The sequence below is a fragment of the Tolypothrix bouteillei VB521301 genome (assembly GCF_000760695.4).
Classification (GTDB): Bacteria; Cyanobacteriota; Cyanobacteriia; order Cyanobacteriales; family Nostocaceae; genus Scytonema; species Scytonema bouteillei_A.
In genome coordinates, this window is record NZ_JHEG04000001.1 from 4274127 (window position 1) to 4295039 (window position 20913).

At 41.7% G+C, this 20913-nt stretch carries 19 protein-coding genes and 1 pseudogene; 7 read left to right on the forward strand and 13 right to left on the reverse strand.

Features of this window, described 5'->3' with window-relative positions:
• Positions 1-12 precede the first annotated feature (12 nt).
• Positions 13-1143, reverse strand: coding sequence for an aldo/keto reductase (locus HC643_RS17020; RefSeq protein ID WP_038083985.1), 1131 nt, complete (start codon positions 1141-1143; stop codon positions 13-15).
• A gap of 109 nt (positions 1144-1252) precedes the next feature.
• Positions 1253-1750, reverse strand: a complete 498-nt coding sequence (locus tag HC643_RS17025) for a bifunctional nuclease family protein (RefSeq protein ID WP_038083907.1) — start codon at positions 1748-1750, stop codon at positions 1253-1255.
• A 339-nt stretch (positions 1751-2089) separates the two neighbouring features.
• Here HC643_RS17025 and HC643_RS17030 point away from each other — a divergent pair, with 339 nt between their 5' ends.
• Positions 2090-2770 (forward strand): riboflavin synthase, encoded by a 681-nt coding sequence (locus tag HC643_RS17030; protein ID WP_038083904.1) that lies wholly within the window; start codon positions 2090-2092, stop codon positions 2768-2770.
• 74 nt (positions 2771-2844) lie between these two features.
• Here HC643_RS17030 and HC643_RS17035 read toward each other — a convergent pair whose 3' ends face one another.
• Together HC643_RS17035 and HC643_RS17040 are read right to left on the reverse strand one after the other, a co-directional pair.
• A complete protein-coding gene (locus HC643_RS17035; RefSeq protein WP_038083901.1) occupies positions 2845-4485 on the reverse strand; it encodes a M23 family metallopeptidase in 1641 nt (546 codons plus the stop codon).
• Positions 4486-4739: 254 nt separating this feature from the next.
• Positions 4740-5552 carry a biotin--[acetyl-CoA-carboxylase] ligase gene (locus HC643_RS17040; protein ID WP_038083899.1) on the reverse strand — a complete coding sequence of 271 codons (813 nt, stop codon included), beginning with the start codon at positions 5550-5552 and terminating at the stop codon, positions 4740-4742.
• A gap of 116 nt (positions 5553-5668) precedes the next feature.
• Between HC643_RS17040 and pgeF the strand changes: the two genes are divergently transcribed.
• Positions 5669-6469, forward strand: a complete 801-nt coding sequence (pgeF, locus tag HC643_RS17045; RefSeq protein ID WP_038083897.1) for a peptidoglycan editing factor PgeF — start codon at positions 5669-5671, stop codon at positions 6467-6469.
• Positions 6470-7027: 558 nt separating this feature from the next.
• Here pgeF and HC643_RS41415 read toward each other — a convergent pair.
• The 4 genes and pseudogenes from HC643_RS41415 to HC643_RS17065 all read right to left on the reverse strand — a co-directional run.
• Positions 7028-7144, reverse strand: a pseudogene (locus HC643_RS41415) (IS607 family transposase); the annotation flags it as partial.
• Positions 7145-7205: 61 nt separating this feature from the next.
• Positions 7206-8117 (reverse strand): helix-turn-helix transcriptional regulator, encoded by a 912-nt coding sequence (locus tag HC643_RS17055; RefSeq protein WP_038083894.1) that lies wholly within the window; start codon positions 8115-8117, stop codon positions 7206-7208.
• Between the two features lie 488 nt (positions 8118-8605).
• Positions 8606-9220 carry a Crp/Fnr family transcriptional regulator gene (locus tag HC643_RS17060; RefSeq protein WP_038083892.1) on the reverse strand — a complete coding sequence of 205 codons (615 nt, stop codon included), beginning with the start codon at positions 9218-9220 and terminating at the stop codon, positions 8606-8608.
• Between the two features lie 98 nt (positions 9221-9318).
• Positions 9319-9747: a MarR family winged helix-turn-helix transcriptional regulator gene (locus HC643_RS17065; protein WP_038083889.1), complete on the reverse strand. Its 429-nt coding sequence runs from the start codon at positions 9745-9747 to the stop codon at positions 9319-9321.
• A gap of 560 nt (positions 9748-10307) precedes the next feature.
• Here HC643_RS17065 and HC643_RS17070 point away from each other — a divergent pair.
• The 4 genes from HC643_RS17070 (at position 10308) to HC643_RS17085 (ending at position 15491) form a co-directional block, all read left to right on the forward strand.
• Entirely contained in the window at positions 10308-12044 is a 1737-nt protein-coding gene (locus HC643_RS17070) for an iron uptake porin (protein WP_038083887.1), read from the forward strand.
• Positions 12045-12439: 395 nt separating this feature from the next.
• On the forward strand, positions 12440-13153 hold the full coding sequence (locus HC643_RS17075) for a rubrerythrin family protein (protein ID WP_038083884.1): 714 nt from the start codon (positions 12440-12442) through the stop codon (positions 13151-13153).
• Between the two features lie 359 nt (positions 13154-13512).
• Entirely contained in the window at positions 13513-14307 is a 795-nt protein-coding gene (locus tag HC643_RS17080; protein ID WP_038083882.1) for a DUF1350 family protein, read from the forward strand.
• A 47-nt stretch (positions 14308-14354) separates the two neighbouring features.
• Entirely contained in the window at positions 14355-15491 is a 1137-nt protein-coding gene (locus HC643_RS17085; protein ID WP_038083980.1) for a SpoIIE family protein phosphatase, read from the forward strand.
• Here the strand turns inward: HC643_RS17085 and HC643_RS17090 are convergent.
• The 4 genes from HC643_RS17090 to HC643_RS17105 all read right to left on the reverse strand — a co-directional run bounded on the left by HC643_RS17090 (position 15488) and on the right by HC643_RS17105 (position 17811).
• The gene (locus HC643_RS17090) at positions 15488-15823 is read right to left on the reverse strand and encodes an STAS domain-containing protein (protein ID WP_038083879.1); all 336 of its coding nucleotides are present in this window, start codon (positions 15821-15823) and stop codon (positions 15488-15490) included. The genes HC643_RS17085 and HC643_RS17090 overlap by 4 nt on opposite strands.
• A 283-nt stretch (positions 15824-16106) precedes the next feature.
• Positions 16107-16523 (reverse strand): hypothetical protein, encoded by a 417-nt coding sequence (locus tag HC643_RS17095; protein ID WP_038083877.1) that lies wholly within the window; start codon positions 16521-16523, stop codon positions 16107-16109.
• A gap of 18 nt (positions 16524-16541) precedes the next feature.
• Positions 16542-17207, reverse strand: coding sequence for a nucleotide exchange factor GrpE (grpE, locus tag HC643_RS17100; protein WP_038083875.1), 666 nt, complete (start codon positions 17205-17207; stop codon positions 16542-16544).
• A 340-nt stretch (positions 17208-17547) separates the two neighbouring features.
• The gene (locus tag HC643_RS17105) at positions 17548-17811 is read right to left on the reverse strand and encodes a ParB N-terminal domain-containing protein (RefSeq protein WP_017747164.1); all 264 of its coding nucleotides are present in this window, start codon (positions 17809-17811) and stop codon (positions 17548-17550) included.
• Between the two features lie 661 nt (positions 17812-18472).
• On the opposite strand from HC643_RS17105, the gene HC643_RS17110 reads away from it, so the two are divergent.
• On the forward strand, positions 18473-20080 hold the full coding sequence (locus tag HC643_RS17110; protein ID WP_038083873.1) for a SpoIID/LytB domain-containing protein: 1608 nt from the start codon (positions 18473-18475) through the stop codon (positions 20078-20080).
• A 268-nt stretch (positions 20081-20348) separates the two neighbouring features.
• Here HC643_RS17110 and HC643_RS17115 read toward each other — a convergent pair whose 3' ends face one another.
• Complete coding sequence (locus HC643_RS17115) at positions 20349-20648, reverse strand: ferredoxin (protein ID WP_038083871.1); 300 nt, start codon at positions 20646-20648, stop codon at positions 20349-20351.
• Positions 20649-20913 lie beyond the last annotated feature (265 nt).

A 20913-nucleotide genomic window follows, 5' to 3' on the forward strand; every position in this document is an offset into this window, starting at 1 on the left:
TCGGTAAAATTTCTACTCCCACAATCGCCGACCGGAAGCTCCATTTAATTTACTATGAGTATCTTTTAACAAAGCAGGAATATCTAAATTTTCCGGACACCTAGGCAAACACTCACCACATTCCGTACAGCGACTAGCTTTCATCCCAGGAAACCAATGACCGGCATTTTCAAACATTCGATAGCGGTATTGCCCGAAATCTTTCATATCATATGCTACGGCGAGATTGCGTAACCGAAGCACTTCTGGTATGTTAATGTTCTCAGGACAAGGCAAACATTTATAGCATTGGCTGCATCTATCTGTTCCTAAAGCAGATTTTTGGTACTCTTCTAAGCGTTGAAAAGTCTCTATTTCTTCTAGTGTTAGCGGTTCATCGCGATCGCTAACGAGCAACGGTTCCTCTAACTCCTTTGAGTTTGAAGGTCCCACGGTGAGGGTGGTAATTCGGGTGTCGCTTAGCAAAAATCTGTAGTTTAACTCCATCGGTGAAAAGGGATGACACAAATCTTTCAACAGTTGAGGTGGCGTATACAGGCGTCCTCCCTTATCTGTAGGGGAAATAATAAATATCCCCATGTCTTTTTTATAAGCCTTCTCAATGGCTAAAGCATTGCGTTGGAAAAAATAGTAGTAATGCAGATTGACAAATTCAAAAAAATCTGTATCTATTGTGTTTAAAATAATTTCTACGGGTGCGTGAGTAGAAAAGCCAATATGCCGTACTCTACCATCATCCTTGGCTTCCCGTATTGCCTCCATGCAGCCCCCCTTGGTTTTTATCCAGTCGAGATGTTCCCAAGTGTTCAAGCCGTGAATTCCAAGGCAATCAAGATAGTCGAGATTCAACTTTTTGAGGGATTCATCAATATACCGACGCATTGTCTCAGCATCTGGTGTAGGTGGTATTTTTGTAGTAATATACACCTGAGAACGAGGAACTGGCAAACCAAGAGCGATTGCACCACCAAGATATTCCTCACTCTTACCGTAACCTCTAGCCGTCTCTAAATGATTTATCCCCAAGGTTATAGCTTTTTGGATAGTTTGCCATGCATTTTCAGGCGCAGACAGATAGCGCATTGTCCCCAAAGAAAAGACAGACAAGCACAGATTTGTTTTTCCAAAGCGTCGGTACTTCATGTTAATCATTTGGATTTTAGATTTCAGATAGGATACTCAGGACTAGTAAGTAATTGTGCTCAATAGGCTAACACCTAATCCAAAATCCAAAATCGAAAATCTCAAATCGCTAGGTTTCGCTACTACCAAAACGTTTAATCAAATCCTCCGGTCTAAGATTGGAGACAAATTCTCGAAATGCTTGTTGCTCGGCTTCATCAGCATCTCTATCTACAGGGATGGAAGCATCAGCTATGACTTCTTCCATAACCCAAATCGGAGTATTTGTACGTAAAGCGATCGCGATCGCATCACTTGGGCGTGCGTCAATTTCTTTTTTCACCTCACCTTGTTTGATGATGAGAGCTGCATAGAATGTGTCTTTCTGCAACGAATGAATAATAACGCGATCTAAAGTCATATTCCATGTCTCTAAAATGTTCACAATTAGGTCATGGGTTAAGGGTCTTGGAGGCTTTTGATTCTCCAGTGCGCCCATAATTGCTCTTGCCTGCTCCTGACCGATATAAATTGGTAGTGCGCGGCGATCTGAAGAATCCTTCAGAAGTACAATTGGGCTGCGGGTTATGGCATCTAATGCTATGCCAGCGACTTTCATCTCAATCATTGGCTAAGCCTCTAAAATCCTTTGCGTGTGAGAGAGGTATGTAACAAATCGTACTTTTCTTTGGGCAATAATGGGACAAATTTAAACATAACAGTTTATTCTCTATAATTGCTTCTATTAAACTCCTAAATGAGTGTGAATACCAGAGTAAGACGACTGGATCTAGATCGACTATAATCTACTTTCCCAAGTATGCCTTGTGATGAATATGAATGTATTAATAACTTGATACATTTTTTTGTTTGAATTTATACACATATGTTCTCAATTTGTGTGAGAATTACCAGATGATTTCATGCAAAAACTTCGCTTAAATAGAGTTAATTTAGCAAAACAGCCGTGTTTACAGGATTAATCCAGTCGTTAGGAACAATAAAACCTCAGGGGGGGCATTCTTGGCAGATTACTTCTGTCAAGCAGTTATCTAATGCCATTATGCAAGATTTAGCGCTTGGTGACAGTATTGCAGTAGACGGCATCTGCCTAACGGTAGAAGAAATTCTGAAAGATGGATTTATTGCTACTGCTTCACCAGAAACCCTGCGCCGCACTACCTTAGGACAAGAGCAAACACAACAGAGGTACGTTAACTTAGAAGCGTCATTACGCGTGGGAAGTAAGGTAGGCGGTCATTTTGTGATGGGACACGTGGACGGAATGGGTCAATTGTTAGCTGCCGAACAAACAGGCACCTCTTGGGAAATGACGTTAACAGCACCACAAGCGATCGCCCGCTATATCGTTCCCAAAGGTAGTATAGCAGTCAATGGCATTAGCCTCACCGTTGCCGATTATCAGCCAGACACAACGCAATTCACAGTCGCCGTCATTCCCGTAACTTATGCCGAAACCAATCTCCGATACTTAAACCCAGGCAGTTGGGTAAATTTAGAAGGGGATATTTTAGGTAAATACGTCGAAAAATTTCTTTCTCTTGGCAATCAAGACGCGCAACCAACCACCGACAATAAACTTGATGGCATTACGCCCTCCTTCTTAGCAGAACACGGGTATATGTAATTATGAATTATGAATTATGAATTATGAATTGAAAATTCAAACATTCATAATTCAGCATTCATAATTCATAATTTTTAGCTCCCTGGTTGCTGTGTAGCTTGAGCCGTTTGTAAAGATTGAACCAATAGACCCAGGGCGTACTCTAATTGGGCACCTGGGTTAGTCGCAACCCATCCTTGTGGTGTTAGCTGACGCACCTCAAAATGCAAGTGAGGACCCGTAGAGTTACCAGTACTACCAACTCGTCCAATCACAGTTCCCTGTTCCACCTGTTGACCGGGTCGAACAAGAATTTGTGACATGTGACCGTACAAAGTTTGTTGGGCGTTGTCGTGATTGAGTACAACTGTTAAACCATAACCACCCATGTAGTCAGCAATCTCCACCAAGCCAGATTGTGCTGCTACAACAGGTGTTCCCATCGCTGCACCCAAGTCTGTACCCGCATGAAAACGACGATCTCCTGTAATTGGGTGAGTTCGCCAACCAAACAGAGAAGTAATTGGGGCGGGGATAGAAAGAGGGAACATCAAACCCGAACCGTTATAGGGAACCCGACCTGCAGCATACACGCCACTGTAAGCAATTTGTGGCAACGTTGTTGCTAGTGGAATGTCATAAACCACAGTGCTTTCCCGAGGGGAAACATTTTCTGCAGTCACGGGTGGAAGCAAGGTACCACCATTTGGAGTAACAGGCGTAGAACTAACCGTCGTGCTAGGAGTGAAATCATTAGGGATAAAACGATTGCGCCTAACGGTGCTTTGCGGCACACTAGCCGAAGCCATTCTAGAAGAATTACGTAAGAAGTGGTTGCTTACCACGCCAGAGGTTACTCTTGGAGCGTTACGTACAAAAGAGCGGTTTGCCCTAGTTGTACTCCGCTCAAGAGAAGGTACGGTTGCTAAAGTGGCTCTTTGACTTCTACTGAGCCAACTTGGTGTCCCAGTGCGCCCGTGTAAAGCATTGGCAACAGAGGCTTTATCAGCAGAACGTTCGGTTATCACCACAGAATCTGGTGCTTCATATCTTTCTGTAGCACCAGCACTGTAATCGGTAGGGTCAATATAAGTATTGTTGTAATCTTTATCAGTAGATTGAACTCTAGCCGCAGAAGAATAACTTTGCCGGGAAACCTCTGGTTGGGATTTTGCGTCTCCTGCAACAGATACCCGCGATCGGGAAGTTTCTACTTGAGGCTTTTCTTCTCTGGTAATAGCAGGAGCAATCCGTGGAGTTTTTAACCTTGTTCTGAGTTGTCTGGCTGTTTCTGAAGGTACAGAAATCTCGACCTCAGGTCTTGACCTTCTTACAGAGACTACAGGTTCGGAAACATTTTGAGGTTTGGATTGTCTGATAACAACTGCGGGGTTAGAAGATTTTGACCGAGATAATCTTTGTCTGAGTCTAGCTCTGCGTTGAGAAAATTCCGGTTGCTCTCGAGATGCTTCTGGTGCGGGCGCACTTGAATTTTCTCCAGATCTACTTCTTCGGACTGGATTTGGTGCTGCTTGCGGTGTTTCAATAGTGGGAACAAGATTATCCACTGCAGATTCAGTTTGGGCAAAAACCAAACCGCCACTGCTTAGCAAACTCAGGCTACCCAGCAAACTAATACTTTGTGCGGGGAGTGTGGACGCAAAACGTTTTTTCGACAAGGGTCGTTGTTCCGATTTATCCCAACGGTCAAGGGCAGAGTTATTGCGCTGCGTCATGTGTTCTTTGGAATTGTGTGGTTGAGCTTAAGGAAAATTATGTCAATTGCTAAATGCTAATAGCTATTAGCTAATTGTTAATAGTGCCATTAGTCATTAGCCCTATCTCAGGAGCGGAGATGCTAAGCGCAAAGCGCACGCTCCGCGTTGCGAAGCTATGCCCGTAAGGGCTATACGCTATCAGGGCTGGACTCACCATTAGCCATTAGTCATCAGCCATTAGCCATCAGCCATTAGCCATCAGCCATTAGCCATTAGCCCTTAAAATTGTCATAACCCAAACTGATTGTACCGGGCTGGAAGTAAATTTCTCGTGATTTTACTGTTACAAATTCACTTTCTTCCATGCATACCCGAAGAGCACCCTCATGTGTCACGCCTACTATAGTGCCTGCAATATCATTATGATGTACCCGATCGCCCATATTGGTCAGTAACTCTAGATAGCGAGATATTAATATATTGGCTCCTTCTGCCAACAAACAATGTATCCCAGATTCTATTCCAATGAGAACAGTAGCAGCGAGAATTTCAAGAGTTGGAATTGATTGGGAATCATTCAACCTCTGCCAAGTTTTTAAATTAATTCCAGTTTCCGGGACTGGGTTTGCCCAATTTATGCCAACTCCAATGACAGCTTGCTCGATTTGTCCTTGCTGTACTTTCGTTTCCGTTAAAATACCACCTAGTTTGCGACTGTTTAAAACTAAATCGTTAGGCCATTTGATTTGGGTGGGAATACCGCTCTGTTGCAATTGTTTGGCAATTCCCCAAGCCGTAGCCAGAGTAAGTTGGTAACCATTTGTAACATTCAGCTTGGGTGCGAGCGCAATTGAAAGATACAATCCTCCATCATCAGAGATCCACTGGCGACCCCATTGACCCCTACCTGCTGTCTGTTGGGTAGCAATGACCGTGCATCCCGGTTTAGCCCCTTGATTCAGCAAATTCCACAAGATTTGATTGGTTGAAGACACTGTTTCAACAAGGTGTAGCGAAAACGGTAGGTTTGTGCCTTTTCGCCCTGCTTGTAGAGCAATTTCTAGCTTATGTTTATCTAGTTTCATATATTTTTGTCATTTATCATTGGTCTCCCTTGTCTCCGTTATCCCCAATCCCCAGTTCCGAGTTTGCGTTAGTATGGATTGAGTGATTTCTAATTTGTTTCTAGGTATAGTTAACAATGCACGCTTGGAACTGGCACACATGGGAAGGGCTACCATACCTAACCTGTAGTTTATTAGAACCTTGGTATCACGGCTTTTTTACCAAGCAGTTTTCACCTAGTTCTCCTTTTGAAATCACAAAGGCATTGCATCCAGAAGCATCAGTTTACCGCTTAAAACAGGTACACGGTAACGTTATTTTTTCGCCGCCAGAAATCGAAGATTGGTTGGCAAAATCCATAATAAATGACGGTGAAGACGATTCTACTTTTGCATCGGGAGACGGTTTAATTAGTACCGAGCCTTCACAAGCTGTATGGGTAGCTACGGCGGACTGTACGCCTGTACTGATTGCTGATGAGAAAACAGGACAGGTTGCTGCGGTTCATGCTGGTTGGCGTGGGACTGCGCTCAAGATAGTACCCCAAGCCATTAGTCGGTTGCAAGCACAAGGTAGTAAATTAGAAAATTTACGAATTGCCATGGGACCTGCGATCGCGGGAGAGGTTTACCAAGTTTCCGAACAAGTGGCAGCAGAAGTAGGAGCTAGTATTATACCATATAATGACGAAAAAGCAATTCTAGATGCACTGCAAGAGATACCGCTATCTCCCGTACTTCCAGATTTAGAACCAGGGCGAGTGCGATTGGATGTACGGCGAGTCAATACTTTACAGATGGAAACGTTAGGCATTAGTTTGGAACAAATAGCGATCGCACCTTATTGCACTTACCAAACTCCAGAGTATTTCTTTTCATATCGGCGAGAACACCAGAAAAAAGTGCAGTGGTCGGGGATTGTTAGTAAAAAGTCGTGAATAATCTGATACTTTTAACCCTGACATTTTTGGACATTAGAGACATCATACTTAACAGGAAAGTGAGCAAACCATCTACCTTTGTTGTCGGTAAGTTCTGTAGCCCCGTCAGTAAGAACACAAAACTTTTGTCCTTTCAATTCAGGTTTAGGAAGATGTTTAGTTGTTGACACCATCCAACGTCCATTTTTGTAAGCCGTTGGGTCAAATTGAATCGTTATCTTTTGGTCCCGAACACTACGAAACTTAGCTATCTTTAACCCAGCTTGTGGATGTGGTTTCTTATTTTTCCCTTTGCCTATTGTTTTAGGATTCTTTGCCGTTTCAGACCACGCTTTATATGCTTCCATTGATGCGTTGTCCAATATCTTGGACACGTTCAAACCCAAACACCATTGCGGTATTAATCCAGAAGCTTTAAGCATAGTCCTGAAACCTTGCTGACCACCTTTATTCCCAATCTTTTCATAACCTTGGTGTTGATTTAGATAAGCAATTAAAATGTTATAAACTTTGCGGACAGATGCGACCAACTTCTTCCAACTTCCCGCAAGTTCTTTATTTGGATATACCCGGTAACTCACTGTCTTCAGTAATTTGTTTTTTGTATTTTCCCAATCCATACAATCTACAACTGAAGACTTGGACGATGGCAAGGATATCCTCAACCATCTCTCATTCTGGGCTAAAGATCTCTAGTATGTCTGGATATTTATTGTCCTAGTGAAAACTCCTCTCAATGCTTCTGATAATCTTTAGGAGTCATCCCTGTTATTTTGCGAAAGTGTTTGGTCAAGTGGCTTTGATTGGCGAAACCACACATGAGAGCAATATCACAGATTGCTATTTGTCCGTTCCGTAACAACTGCTTTGCTTGTTCCACTCTTTGCTGAAGTACATATTGGTAAGGAGTTATACCCAAAGAATTTTTAAACAGCTGACAAAAGTAATACTGGCTGATACCTGCTAAGCTTGCTAATTCAGCTAATTTGATCTCTGAATTCAAATGGCTGTGAATGTGCTCAAGAACTTGACGCAACTTATATTTTGGCAATCCATCCGAATATTTAACTATTTGAGTATTTTTAACACAATACTTTTTGAGAAGATGAATAACTAGCATTGTTTTTAATTGCTCCACATACAAACTATCTCCAGTTATTTTTGACTCTAGCTCGTCTTTCAGAGAAAATAGTATACCGAGAATAAGTGGATCTTGCTGAGTAGCAAAGTGAGGAATTAATTCAATATTTTCCAAGCTAGAGATTTCCATCCCCAATCTTTTAACAAGCAAGGGGTCAACTGACACAAACATAAATTCAATGTTTTCTTCCCACAAACAGCGGTGAATTATATCAACTGGAATAATGGCAATAGTTCCTTGCGTTTGTTTTTCGCTTTTTCTCTTTCCATCGAGCCATCTTTCTGATGATATATTATCTAAAGCAACACTGATAGTATGCATTGTCAGACAATGCTCGCAGGTATCGTTATTAGGTTGTTGATGATGCTCAAAATATATCCCATCCCAACCTGAATGGTAACTGGCAATTAGAGGCGGGTTAGAAAAGATTTGTTCGGTAGCTCTTTCCTGTTTAAAGTCAACAAGCAAAGGCTTTTCTTGTTGTAATTGCTGGCTGTTGCTCATGGTTAAGCTAATCAAAACGATCGTCTGAAATGCGAGAGATAGAGGACAGCGATGTGGTAGAAGAAGCTAACTAAAGTCTAAAGTTATGAAGTGTAGGGCTTCTATCTGATTTTGAAATATACCTAGAGCGGTAATGCCCATCAAAATCCTTCTAGGGTAAGCATTACCAACCCTACAGTACTATTATGTGCTAGAAAAAGCCTACTAAAGTATGAAATATGTAGTAATACCATAAGTAAATTGAAAGGTTGGAAATTCAGGATGCTTTTGTTTTATTGATTTGTACAAATAAATCTTGTTATACATTTATGGATTGTAAGCTATAGAGACTTCTCTATGATTTTTTGCACAAATAAATTTTGTTGCGTGTATCCATTGATGTTAAAGAGAACAATATATCTCTTCATCCTTTATCTTTCATACTTCATCCTTCTTTCAAACCAATGGGCATATTAAAGGGTTTGGTATAACAAGTGCAATGATTTAAATCAAGCCGCTGACGATTGCTGAAGTGTAATTTGCAGGCGGGTACGTGCGATTTTACCTTCCCGTTCCAATCGAGCCAATGCTCGTGATAGAGTTTCGGGTGTTAGACCCAAATCAGCAGCAATTTCTTTAAGGGGGCGGTCAAAGCTGACAATGCTTTGCTCCTCGGACGCTGCTAAATAACGAAGATAACGTAACAATCTCTTGTGAGCGGCTCGAATGTCTCGCAATTCTATACGCAATTTCAAATCTTGGATTTTCTGTACTAGCATTGCTATGAAATCTTCAGCTAACTCAGGATTGGCGCGGATTGCTGATAATATAAGCTCTTTGGGATATGCGATCGCTCGAGAAGCCACTTCTGCAACTGCACTACAGGGGTAGGTCTGAGAAAACAAAGCAATTTCACCCAAACTATTACCAGGTTCCGCAACTTGGAAAGTCACAACTTTATCGTCGCTTGTATAGCGAACAAGTTGGATACGCCCTGTTTCTACAGTAAAGAAAAACGATGCTGGCTCTCCTTGTCGGAATAGGGTTTCTCCTTTTGATAAGTCATAATGCATTACAGCATTGCGTAAATCTTCTGGCAAACTCTTCAATTTCAACAGATCCATACAAACTCCTCTATTATTTGCAATTCGTTATTTAATAAGTAAAACGCTCTGTCAAAAAATATTTAGCCAGCTAAATAAAGTTTCAAAAAAAAGAACTTTTAGCTGAGGTTGTTGTGAACCTGTAAAAGCAACCGTCGCAGCAGCAGTTGCTCCTCTAGCGTTAAATTAGCCAAAATGCGCTCTTCTAAAAGATTCCAAGCAGTTTGGACTGGTTTTTGGAGCGCTCTTCCTGCGTCCGTCAAGTAAATCCGGCAAATTCGTGCATCTTCTTCATCCCTACGTCGTTGTAATAAACCAACTATTTCCATACGATTGAGCATTTTCGTGAGAGTTGGAGCTTCTACTTGCATCTTAAAAGCCAAATCGGATTGAATTAATCCGTCGTTTTCCCACAAATGGATCAGCAAAATTTCTTGCCCAATATGCAGCCCCATGTCACTCAAAACTTTACAAGCTTCGTTGCGGTGAGCTTTGCAAACTTGTACTATCAGGTAGCAAAGGGTTTCCTGCGTTGGTTTTTCAGCCATAGCAAAGAGTAAATTTAGCCAGCTAAGTAAAATTTAAAGTTTTTTGCTTTAGAATTGCAAGTTATGGTTGGTGTTGAAAACCGCACAAAAGTTTGCAAAATAAGAAGATTTTGAGCGATAACAGACAAGAGTTGCAGATTAAAGTACTGTCCTGTGTATTGCCCGTGCTGTGAGAAACCACATTTTTACGGCGAGTGAGTGGAAGATGATATGGGTGATGTAGCAGCCTTCTTGGTGAATGAAGCGTCCCGGTGGATGACCAGACTACGTAATTGTTGCTAATGGTGGGGCCAGAATGTCACTAATTTATCATTTTCCTACATTACAAACTGCGTTTTTATTTTAAGGAAAAATAAAAAAAGACAGAAAAAGTCTGAAAAGGTGTGTTTGTTTGAGCATGTTCTCAAAAAAGCTTTACATGGTACAAGCTTAAGCGTTAATTTTCTTGTAATTGTTTTTTTCGGTAAATTTTCAGATCTCTGACTTCTTTAAGTTGGGGCTCTAGCAGCTCCTCACAATTGATGAAAAAGACTGCTAGCTACTATAAAACGGTTCATAATATGAGAAAGCTTGTCAAAAATGTTACGGGAGCGCTCGCTTGCTCTTACCTCATACTTTCCCAGAATGCCGGACTAGCCGAAACAATTCCAACCCAAAACGGTTTTGAATCAAAACGAGTTCGCAACACGACCAAACCGACAGCAAAACCCATTACTCAGATAAAGCCAGTTGTCAGCCAATTACCTCAACGGGGAGAACCCCCACGTTCTGGCGCTTCTAATCCAGCCGACCGAGTGAACTCAGTTAGCCAACTCAGGGACGTACAACCCACTGATTGGGCTTTTCAAGCACTCCAATCTTTAGTGGAGCGTTATGGAGTCATAGCAGGCTACCCCAATGGTACATTTCGGGGAAACCGTGCCATGACACGCTATGAATTTGCAGCTGGGTTAAATGCTGCCTTGGCAAGGATTGACGAACTAATTGCAGCAAGTACAGCAGATTTAGTTTCCCGTGATGACCTAGCAACTTTGCAAAGACTCCAACAAGAGTTTTCTGCGGAATTAGCAACATTGCGGGGACGAGTCGATGCGTTGGAAGCAAAGACGGCGGAAATAGAGGCTAATCAATTCTCCACAACCACAAAATTAACCGGTCAAATCGTCGTAGGAGTGAACGCAGGTGGATTTGATGGAGACCGCATTATCGATGCCACAGGCCAAGTCCTTGCTACTGAAAATCCAAACCCCACAATATCATATCGAGCCGGTATAGATTTCAGTACAAGTTTTTTTGGTAATGACTTGTTACTTGTTCGTATTGACACGGGTAGTGGCACAACTATCAACACGGGTAGCGGTCCAGTTAGAGGCATTGACGATGCTGCAGGGTTTTTAGAGCCAACCTTTGGTAGCGTCCTTGACTTTTCTGTTGAACCACCCACTGACGCTGACATTGGAATCGCAAGAGTATCTTACACTTTTCAACCGTTCAAAGACCTTAGAGTTTCTATCGGACCCGATATTCGCACAACTGACTATGTCGATCGCAACAGCTACGCTTACCTGAGTTTCCGCGACTTTAGCACTCAAGCATTCACAAATAATTATCTTCTCTTCCCTATTAGCGGTCCCTCATCGGGTGCAGCAATTGATTGGAAACCCGGTGGCGGAGCAATCTCAGTCAGAGCATTGTACGCAGCTGCTGGTGCATCCCAACCAGGCAATTTGAACATACAGAACGTTGGTGATGTTCTCAGAGGGACAGCATCCTTTATTCCCCTACTGTATCCGGTTAATCCCAATCGTAACTTTGGGGATGCTGGCATATTTGGTGACACATATCAAGGTACAGTTGAACTAGAATATGCTCCTTCCAGAAAATTTGCTTTACGCCTTCAGTACAGTGGTGGTGAAGTCTTAGATAACCGCTACGACGTGTTCGGAGCTAATTTTGAGTTAGCACTTTCATCAAAATTTGCCATATTTGGTCGTTATGGCTATGGAAACTACGACGACACCTTCGTTGGCGATATCAAACCCAACTACTGGATGGCTGGAGTTGCTTTTCCAGACTTATTTACTAGGGGTGCTTTAGCTGGTATCGCTGCAGGACAACCGTTCATTGCTAATGAGATTGGCGATTCCACTCAAACCAACTTTGAAGCGTTTTATAACTTTCCCATCAGTTACAACATCCAAGTGACGCCTTTGATTCAAGTGATTACCAATCCTTCAAACCAAGAGTCAAACGGTACGATCGTCACGGGGACGTTGCGAACGGTTCTTTCTTTTTAGAAATGCGATCGAGAGCGTACTGCTTGTTCAAAGTGCATAAACAGAACAAACTTGCTCCTATATATAACTAAGCCCTCGGGCCACAACCATATAATACCGTTATACCCCCAAGCCTGGGGGTTTTATTTTGACCTTCCACAGAAGCATAAAGTGCAAAGCACCACCTATTTTCTATTTCTCGAGCATTGGGCGAGAGTTATTCTCCCTTATCCCCCTTGTCTGTCTACCCTCTAAATTTTTAAGTCACTCCCCAAGCATAAAAACATCTTGAAAAACTTGCTTATTCATACTCGTAATGACTACAATTAGATTAAACGTATTCGTTATGAGTACGAGTTATCAAAATTGCCCCGACTGCGGCAGTCCGTAAGTTAATAATTAAGAGAAGAGAAACAATGGACTTATCCAACTCTAACACCGCAAAGAATTTAGCCGACGCTTTTGCTGGAGAATCAATGGCGAATCGGAAATATCTCTTTTTTGCAGAAGTGACCCGTCAGTTAGGAATGACGGAATTGTCAAAACTGTTTCGAGAAACAGCAAATCAAGAGACAGAACACGCTTTTGCTCATTTCAGGTTAATGCATCCAGAACTAGTGGTGAATGATATCGCTTCCTTAACTGAAGAGGAGAAAAAAGCAATCGCCGCCCGTTGTTTGGAACTAGCGATCGAAGGTGAAACCTACGAATATACAATTATGTATCCGGGCTTCACAGAAGCAGCACGTGCAGATCGAGACACGAAAGCTGCAGTCGAATTTGAAGCGCAGCAGGTAGAGTCTCGCGAACACGCTCAAATATTCCGTAAAGCAGCACACAACTTTGGATTGCTGACACCCATTGAACAGCATCATGCCCGTCAGTATACAGAAGCATTGCAATCTTTAGATGGAGTTGCACCCGCACAGAAAGCAACCAGTGGCGAGCCAGCTACCCAGAAATGGATTTGCCGTCAGTGTTCAATGATTTACGATCCTGTAGTCGGCGATCCTGATTCAGGAATTGCACCCGGTACACCTTTTGAGGCAATTGCTGAAGATTGGGTTTGTCCAATTTGTGGCGCTACAAAGAAAACCTTCGTTCCCTATGAAGAAGTTGTTGCAGCTTAAATTCCCTGAAGAAAGGCACAGGGCATAGGGGAATTAGTAAAATGAAAAACCGGGGAACAACTTCACAATAAGTTGTTCCCTTCTGATTGAACGCACCCCAACCAAATTTTACGATTATGGTTGAGGAATCTTGCGCTGTGCAATTCTCGAATTACATAACTTTACCAGAAAAGCTGGCGTCCTCAGCCTGTCGTGGGAACTTTTGCCATCTACAAGGCTGCCTTCTTCACAGTATTTGTAGGTGGGGACTGCGCGAAACCTTTTTGTTCAAACGCCGTTATTCCACAAGCAGAGGAAACAAGCTATACCATGAAGAAGAAGTATTAACTTCTTAACTTCTACTGCTGATATAGCCGTACATGGACTGGAAAGAAATATCTGGTAACTGGGTTCTCATTCCGCGAAATCCTATTGGCATCGTTCACTTCCTTGGCGGTGCATTTGTCGCGACAGCACCTCACATTACCTATCGCTGGTTACTAGAACAACTGGCCACTAAAGGCTATGCTGTTATTGCTACGCCGTTTGTTAACACTTTGGATCATTATGCGATCGCAAAGTCTGTACTGCTAAATTTTGAACGCGCCTTAGAACGCTTACAAGATTCGTCAGCGATTCGCAAGCGCTACCTTCCCATTTATGGGATAGGACATAGCATGGGGTGTAAACTCCACTTGCTAATTGGCAGCCTCTTTGCTGTAGAACGTGCTGGTAATATCCTAATATCCTATAACAACTATGCCGCTAGAGATGCCATTCCCCTAGTCGAACAGTTCAACGCCATTCCCCTAGTCGAACAGTTCAACTTAGCTGCTGCTGTCGAGTTTACTCCTTCGCCTTTAGAAACAAATCAACTCGTACAAGAGCGATATGCAGTCCGTCGAAACCTGCTGGTAAAATTTAGCAACGATACCCTCGACCAATCGGCGGCTTTAACTGAACTCCTAAAACAGCGCTTTTCAGATATGGTGACAGTACAAACACTTACAGGAACTCACACGACCCCATTAGGGCAAGATATTAAATGGCAAACAGGTGAATCATTTTCGCCTTTTGATGCATTGGGACAGTGGTTTAGGCAAGAAGTATACCGTGACCTTCAAGCGTTGCAACGTACTGTCCTTTTGTGGCTAAATCCCCTATCACCTCCATAAACAGCAAATGGCGATCCGTAACCAGCGACCAATGACCAATGACTAATGTGTTTCAAATCTTAGTAGTTGATGATGACCCTGCAGTACAAATACTTCTGAAAAGAATGCTAGAAAGACAGGGTTACAGGGTGATAGTAGCCAACGACGGAGAGGAAGGAATTGTCAAGGCAGTTTCTTGCTGTCCTGCGCTTATTATTTGTGATTGGATAATGCCCGGTTTAAATGGAATTGAGGTTTGCAAACAAGTTAAGGCAAATCCCAAATTATCCACCACCTTTTTTATCTTACTAACTTCTTTAGATTCAGTGGCTGACCGTGTTAAGGGGTTAGATGCAGGTGCGGATGACTTTATCACAAAACCTATAGAACAAAATGAATTACAAGCCCGAGTTAGAGCAGGGTTGCGCTTGCATCAAGTCAGCCGGGATTTACAAATTCAAAAGCAAATTCTGGAGTCAGAATTGTCAGAGGCGGCAGAATACGTAAAATCTCTTCTGCCGCCTCCAATGATGCAACCCTTAAAAATAAATTTTCGGTTTATTCCCTCACGACAACTTGGAGGGGATTGCCTCGATTATTATTGGTTGGACCCTGATTATCTGGCAATTTATCTATTAGACACTGCAGGACATGGATTGCGAGCAGCTCTTCCCTCAATTTCCGTACTCAATTTATTGCGATCGCACGCCCTAAAAGGACTGAATTATTACCAACCTAGCGATGTATTGAGGGCATTGAATGACACCTTTCAAATGAACTATCAAAATGACAAGTACTTTACCATTTGGTATGGAGTTTACAACCGCGTTAAGCGACAGTTAACCTATGCTAGTGCCGGTCATCCACCTGCTGTTTTGATATCCAAAGACTCTTCAAAAACTAATGCAGTTAAAAGATTGAGAACTCCCGGTATGCCCGTTGGCATGTTTCCTCACGTAAAGTACGTTGATGGCATCTGTCAGATAGAAGAATCTAGTTGCCTTTACATTTTTAGTGATGGTGCTTATGAAATTACTCAATCTGATGGTACTGTTTGGACTTTAGATGCTTTTATTCAATTTCTTATCGACTTAGAGCACCGCTTTGATAATAACCTTGATTCTATACTCAATTACATCAATACTTTAAACTCCAAAGACGCTATTGATGATGACTTATCTATAATCCAAATTCAGTTTGATTAACTTCTAGACATAACAGCTTTATTAAATTCCTCTTCATTGGGGAATATTTCAAACACCTTATCCATACCAGTCAATTCAAATAAGATTCTAACTTGTTCGTTAATGGCACAGATAATCAATTTTTTATCGGCTGCACGCAGCGCTTTAAAGGCTAACACCAAAGCACCCAAACCAGAGCTATCCATAAATGTTACATTTTGGAAATCAAGCAATACGATTCTTGTGTTATTGTCTTGTTCCAAAACTTCGTTAATTACTTGTCTAAACTCTTGCCCTTGAGTAGAATCTAAAATTCCATTGGGTCGAATCACTTTCACAACTGGATTTGCCATAATATCTTGGATTTTGTAGTTATACTAATGATGTTTTGAGTTGGTCAGCACATTTCAATAGTAATTCATTTGAAAAATGACTGCCATAGAGAAAATGTAAGATATAAGTTATAAATGTAAATTAATCATGAATTGTTCGTTTTAATTTTTTATTCATATCCGGGTAAACTCTTGTTTTACCATACAAAGGAATTTTCAAATTAAAAAATATCTAACTTTTTCTTATCGGATGTTGCTCGCAGCCCGTTCTATCAATAGCGGGCGAAGATGCTCCCGATTTGCTTCAATGGAGGGCGTTGGAGCCCTCTCTAGGTATTAGCGAGATCCCCGCAATACAATCCCATCTATCCCACACGATGGATAATTTATATTTCTTGAAAATTCCTAATGACTCTATTATTGACCAAGCCGAAGCATAAGGGTACGCAGGAGTAGTACCCCTTAGTAAGGAAAAATACTCCATAACAACACCCTGTTTGTGCGTAAAAATCTGGTAGCTCATAGAAAGCTCCATAGCAGTAACTTTGCCAATTCCCTTAGCTGTAAACAAAGCATCGAAAAGTCGCTGTTGTATGTCTTTTGAAATTACCGAGTTATTATCAATAATCAAAATTTTTACATAATTTTCCTGAAAAAGTTCAGTAAAAATACGAATTTTGGGTATTGAGCATTGAAAATGAGGAATTGAGAGGGAAATCATTTTCCCGTACTCGATCGATCATCGATCGCTATTAAGCGGGCTAACCTTTGCTCTGTAAAACAGCTTCTCACCTTGACGATAACCTGTATATCGTACTTTGACTATTTCACCTGGTTGTGCGCTGCCTTCCATTAACTGATGCAATTGCGGATCGTAAGGTAATTCTACTCCCACAGGCGCGATCGCCTCCACACCCCATTGCTGTAAAAGTCTTTCCAAAGGCTTCTGTATCAGTGGCAATATATTAACCGCAGGTAATTGAGTATTTTCTCTAGCTTTGTGTGCAGCCGTAGGAAATTGCACTAATAAAGATTCGAGCAGTTGCAAACTCGACTGCTGGAATTCTTGTATCAAAACTTGCCGTTGCTGTTGAAGTTGCTCTTGTAGGCGCTCGTACTCTTTTCTTATCTCTGTGATTTGTTTTAATAATTCTTGACTTGGTGGATCTGCATCTTTCACCAAATCCACTTGAGAAAAAATTCTAATAAACTCATTTAAAGAAACTTTTAGCGCTTGTGACAACTTGAGCAACACATCCACCCGCATCTGCTCAACTCCCAACTGTCGCAAGCGCAAAATTTGCCGCTCTGAGACACCAGCAGTGCGACTCAGAGCTTTAAAGCTAGAAATGTCCACCCGTTGCATTAAGTCTTGCAACTTTTTAGTGCGATCGTTATCAGGCATTTTGGCTAATGGCTAATGGCTAATTGCTAATAGTTAATATCACCATTAGCTCTGTGTCTTTTATGCTTTGCCAATGGGTCGATCCTACTCTCCTAGGGAGATACTACGCATTGCCGCAGGCTTGTACCCTTTGGACTATACGCTAATTGCTATAAGTTCGGGCTAACCCTCCTATAACAATGAGCTTACCACGCACGCGGTTCAGTGGATTCACCAGTCTTCCATTAGCCATTAGCAATTAGCCATTAGCCATTAGCCATTAGCTATTAGCAATTAGCCATTAGCCATTAGCTATTAGCAATTAGCAATTAGCCATTAGCCATTAGCCATTAGCCATTAGCTAAGCCAAATGCATCTTGAGAACGCTTTTTGGGGCTTTGCGAACTCTGGCGATGATAGTTTCTTTACCCAAACGCTGGCATGCTTCATAGCGATGGCATCCAGAAAATCCGTAATATTTTCCCTCAACTTCTAAAACGTCTATCGGTTCTTGCTGTCCAATCTCTGCGATCGATTCCATCAAAGCTAAAACTTTCTCTGGATCGTTCTTTCTGGGTAGGGGTCGCTGTATTTGATTTAACGGAATTTCTTGAACTCTGACCATAATAAGTTTTGTTAGTAAATTTTCTTGCTTTTAAATAAATCATAGTCGTTATGACTTTAATTTGCAATGAATTGTTTCGATGAGAGCGGTAGTAGTATCATCAAAAAATTTGTGGTACAAACACGACTTTGTTGAAGAAATCTTATGGTATTGCAGAAGTGACATGAGGAACACTGGTGGTGAAATAGCAGTCTCCATGTAGAAAATACTAATTTTTCATCTTGACCTACGGATTTTGTAGGTACAGAATTAAGTATTTATTCTTATAATAAATGCAGCAAATAAGCCAATCGTTTGGGTAACAAAATCTATGGTATTGCCACAGTTTGGTACCAATGAAGTGTATTCTTTGTTTATCCGGAATAATCTTGCACGTTATTGTAAGATGTGCAAAGGAGGTGATAAATGTGGCAACCGGAATACCCAAGTGGTAATAACCTTTTTCCCAACTAATAATAGTTGCCAAGCAATCGCCCTTATCTGTTGTTTAACTACATAGTAGGTTCTTTAACAAACCTACCCCCTACCTGAAAAAATAGGGTAGTGACCGAACAAAATAAAACTTCCCAATTTTAAACGACGTAAGCTGACCAGCAACAATCCATCATTCATACTCAAACACAAATACCTCTAGATAGATCTGGCGGCAATACTAAAATTCATGAAAATTATCTTGCGTATTTCTTATACCGTACTTCCCTTGTTTTGTTTGCTGGGTTTAACAGGTGCATCAGGACCTGCGGGCAAAACAAAGGATGTAGAACTCAGGATAGGTATAGTGCAGCGCTTTGGTGATGAACCCACAGAAAAGCTGCTACTCGAACCTACCAAAGGCGATAGTCTGAAGCTAAAATTTCAGGACGGCAACAAACAGCAAATCGTTGTCACTAACAAACCGGTAAACCTAGAAGTCAAAATGCAACTCTTACCGGAAGCAGCAGTAGAGGAAAGAGTTGTGTTGGGAGTATACCGTACTTATGAGACTGCTGAAGATAGTGCTAGAAAGTGGCGAGAACGAGGCATAGAAGTGGAAATTGCCCAGCCGGATCGCTGGCAAGTTTGGGCAAAACGGTCTGTATACAACACGCCTTTACTCAGACGCTTGCTCCTACAAAATATACTGGCTGATGGTTATAAGACGGCATTTGTCGATACCCAAATTTTGCGGCAAATGCCTCTGTTAAGCTTGCAAGCAAATGGCAAAAGCTACACTCAGAAGAATATACAGATTACCAGCAACCAGAATTTAATTCGAGTTCGTGAAAGCCAAAAACCGGAGAATGCAAGGCTGTATGCTGGCAGGATGGAAGTTCAGTCTAATGCATACGGAAGTTATACGTTGGTTAACGAAGTGCCTTTAGAAACTTACTTGCGGGGAGTGGTACCCTACGAAATCGGTGCTTCATCACCAACCGCCGCTTTAGAAGCACAAGCAGTTATTGCGCGGACTTATGCCTTAAGAAACGTACACAGATTTGCAATAGATGGATATCAATTGTGCGCGGATACTCACTGTCAAGTTTATTATGGTTTGGATGGAGTCACAGCAAATACAGATCGAGCGATCGCAACAACACGAGGTATGGTACTTACCTATCAAAATCAGCTGGTCGATGCCCTCTATTCTTCCACAACTGGTGGCGTAACAGCATCTTTTAGTGATGTTTGGAATGGTGATGACCGTCCTTACCTGCAACCCGTGGTAGATGCTCCTAAGAGCAACCTATGGAATTTATCGGGGCAGAGTTTAGCTAATGAAAATAATTTCCAACAGTTTATCAATCTCAAGCAAGGATTTAACGAGAGTCAGAGGGACTTATTCCGATGGCAAAGGGAAACTAAACTAGAAGATATTGCCAAAGATTTGCAGAAATTTTTAAAAGTAAAGAAAAGCCCCTATGCAAAATTTAAAACTATTAAAGAGATGCAAGTCACAGAAAGAAGCAAGAGTGGGCGCATTCTTAAATTAGAAGTTGATACAAATATAGGCGCTTTTACACTACATAAAGACGAAGTGCGAAGTGCTTTTGCTGCGCCAGTCAGTACGTTTTTCTATCTCAAACCTCTTAACAAAGGACAACCGGGTCTTTGGGGATATGCTTTTATTGGTGGTGGGTTGGGACACGGAGTAGGGTTAAGCCAAACGGGGGCTCAAAATTTAGCCCGCCTCGGCTGGTCAAGCCCAAAAATTCTCCAGTTTTATTATCCTGGAACCAAAATGGAAGTTTTCAGCAATGCGATCGCACAAAACAACAAACCACCAGGATGATTGTACCAGGAAGGAGAACTTATTCCCAATCCCAATCTCCACGCCTCAAGTACTATGTGTCACACTAGTATTAGGTCAATAAAGCAGGAAGACAGTTAGCGCTGCGTTCCTGCTATGCAACGTAAATTTAGACTGATTGCCAAAGTAGGTGTATAAAGCAGACACAGCAAAGACAAAAAATTTTGTCTTTGCTGCTTTTTTCTTATGCTGCCTTTATAACACTCATCTAAAATTCACTCATTCAAAATGGTATGAAGAGGAGTCATCTCTAATAAATTTCTTCTTCTTGGTGAGTTAGGATTGTGACATCAGAGGTTGGGTAAGCAACACAAGTCAGTACGTATCCTGCTTCAATTTGGTCATCATCCAAGAATGATTGGTCAGACTGGTCAACAGTACCGGAAACAACTTTACCTGCACAAGTAGAGCAAGCACCAGCACGACAAGAGTAGGGCAAATCAAGACCTTTCTCTTCAGCCGCGTCGAGAATGTACTCGTCATCTGGTACATCAATAGTTGTGTTTAAACCTTCGGCTTCGTTGATAAGTGTCACTTTGTAAGTAGGCATTTGGTAATCCTCTCTTTTGTCAATGGCAGTATAAGTTATCCTAAAGCAAACAGCACGGCTAATCTTTACAGTTACCCACTATTACAAATTTGCTTCACTTTTGATACTAAGAGAAAACTAAGAGGATACAACTGGAATTTCAGCCCGATTAGTAATGAAATTTAGTTACCCGATTGCGATTAGTTTTACTTATATTTAATGGCAGTAGCTTACTAGCTAATTGGATGTGGGGAGAGCCAATGCCCAATGCCCACGCCCTAATTGT